At 68.6% G+C, this 1,680-nt stretch carries 2 protein-coding genes and 1 pseudogene; 2 read left to right on the forward strand and 1 reads right to left on the reverse strand.

All coding sequences use genetic code 11. The features are described from left to right. Both ACQKIP_RS46805 and ACQKIP_RS46810 read left to right on the forward strand, forming a co-directional pair. Window positions 1-122: pseudogene (locus ACQKIP_RS46805) on the forward strand (RNA-guided endonuclease TnpB family protein); the annotation flags it as partial. 65 nt (window positions 123-187) lie between these two features. Then, window positions 188-1,243, forward strand: coding sequence for a hypothetical protein (locus tag ACQKIP_RS46810; RefSeq protein ID WP_365853804.1), 1,056 nt, complete (start codon window positions 188-190; stop codon window positions 1,241-1,243). A gap of 6 nt (window positions 1,244-1,249) precedes the next feature. Here the strand turns inward: ACQKIP_RS46810 and ACQKIP_RS46815 are convergent. Continuing rightward, window positions 1,250-1,680 (reverse strand): hypothetical protein (locus ACQKIP_RS46815; protein ID WP_427745800.1); only part of this gene is annotated, 431 nt, incomplete at its 5' end.

Consider the following 1,680-nt stretch of genomic DNA (forward strand, 5'->3'; position numbering starts at 1 on the left):
GTATACGTGCACCGCGTGCGGAAGGGTGTCCCCCAGGGACAAGAACTCCGCACACGTGATGCTCGTCCGGGCTGGTCTCGCACCCGGCTAGTGCTGATCGTGTAAGACCTGCACCCCCGCCGGGGGTCAGGCGACGTGAGCTAGGAATCCCCCTGCTCCAGCTGGGGGAGGAGTCAAGCTGGAACACGTGCTCATCGTGGGCCGCCGCTACCTGCCGGTCAACGTCGTCGGCACCCGGCAGGGAGGGGCACCGGTCTACCCCCACGAGCAGAGCAACGAGGCCGTCCTGAAGTGGATCGAGCGCCAGCTCACGCCGTCGGACGGAGCGGAGCCGATCGTGCTGCCGCGGCCGCCGTGGCGCAAGGTGGTGCCGCCCCTGTTGTCGTCGCAGAACCGGGAGCGGGCCCGGCGCAAAGCGCGGCGGCAGGTCTTCCTGAGCTATCGCGGCAGCACCCGAAAGACGGCGGTGAAACTCAAGAAGCAGATCGAGCGGGGTGACTTCGACGGCGTCCCGCGCTCCGTCCAGCTCTACTTCCCCGGCGAACTGGCGCTCGACGACGAGGTGTTGTCGCCCTTGATGCGCTGGAACGTACTCAGCATCATCAGCGACGCGATCCTGGACTGCGAGGAGTTCTGGGTGCTTGACCACCCGGAGTACTGGCGGTCGTGGTGGACACGCGGCGAGCTTGCGACACTCGCCTATTTCCACGGGAGCGTGCTGAAGCTCTACGACCCCGTGCGCGGCACGGTGCGGGAGGCCGGTCCCGAGTACCGCATGACCTTGACGGAGGCCCAGCGCCGGCGCATGGCGCGGTTCTTCGCCAACAGCCATCCCGAGCTGATGGGGCCGGAGTCAATGGAGGCCATGCGCGGCTACGCGGCCCTCGGGCTGCAGCGGATCGTGCGCATGGCCTCGGACGAGGTGTTCTCCGACGCCTTCTGGAGTACTCCGCTGCTCCAGTGCGCGGCCTGCAACCGGGGGCGGGACGCGGTGCCGAACGATCTGGACGCGTTCCTCACCAATCGCTACCCCCTCCTCCACCCGGTGCCGGCAGAGGACCTCGTCGGTGCCGCCGAGCGGGGCACGCCGCTCCCGTGCCCGAACGCACGCTGTCCCGGCGCCATCCGCTACCGCGTGGAACTGACCCCACCACGGTACGTCTGGTATCCCCTGCCGGTGGGCCCCAACAAGACCAGCCTGGAAGTCCTGCCGACCTATCGGGTCCTGCCGCTGCACCGGTGAGGACTGCTATGCCTCGTGCAGCTCCCGGAAGGCCTCGTCGAAGGAGCCCCTGCGCCGGCGCCGCACCGCGTGGACCAGCTCCAGTGCCCGTACGACCGAGGCCTTGCCGCCCTGCGCCCATTCGCCGCTGCCGAGGATCGCGGCGGTCCCTGGGTCGTCCCGGTCCGCCGGCATGCTCATCAAGACCTGCTCGTAGGCCTCGCTGCCCGGTTCCTCCGCGCGCATCGCCAGGATCTCGTCCCGGGACGCCGCGACGAAGGCACAGAACAGCAGATCGGGGTGGAGGATTTCCAGGCCGAACGACAACCCGGTGACCTTGATTGCGGAGGGCGGGCACAGCGCTTCGATACGCGGAGAGATCTCGCTGGTCAGGCCTCTTCGTACGGCAGCGAAGCGGCTGGGGACGCCCTTGGGCACATAGGACCCGTCCTGTCTCT

Origin of the sequence: Streptomyces sp. NPDC059900, assembly GCF_050270335.1 — a bacterium.
GTDB lineage: Bacteria > Actinomycetota > Actinomycetes > Streptomycetales > Streptomycetaceae > Streptomyces.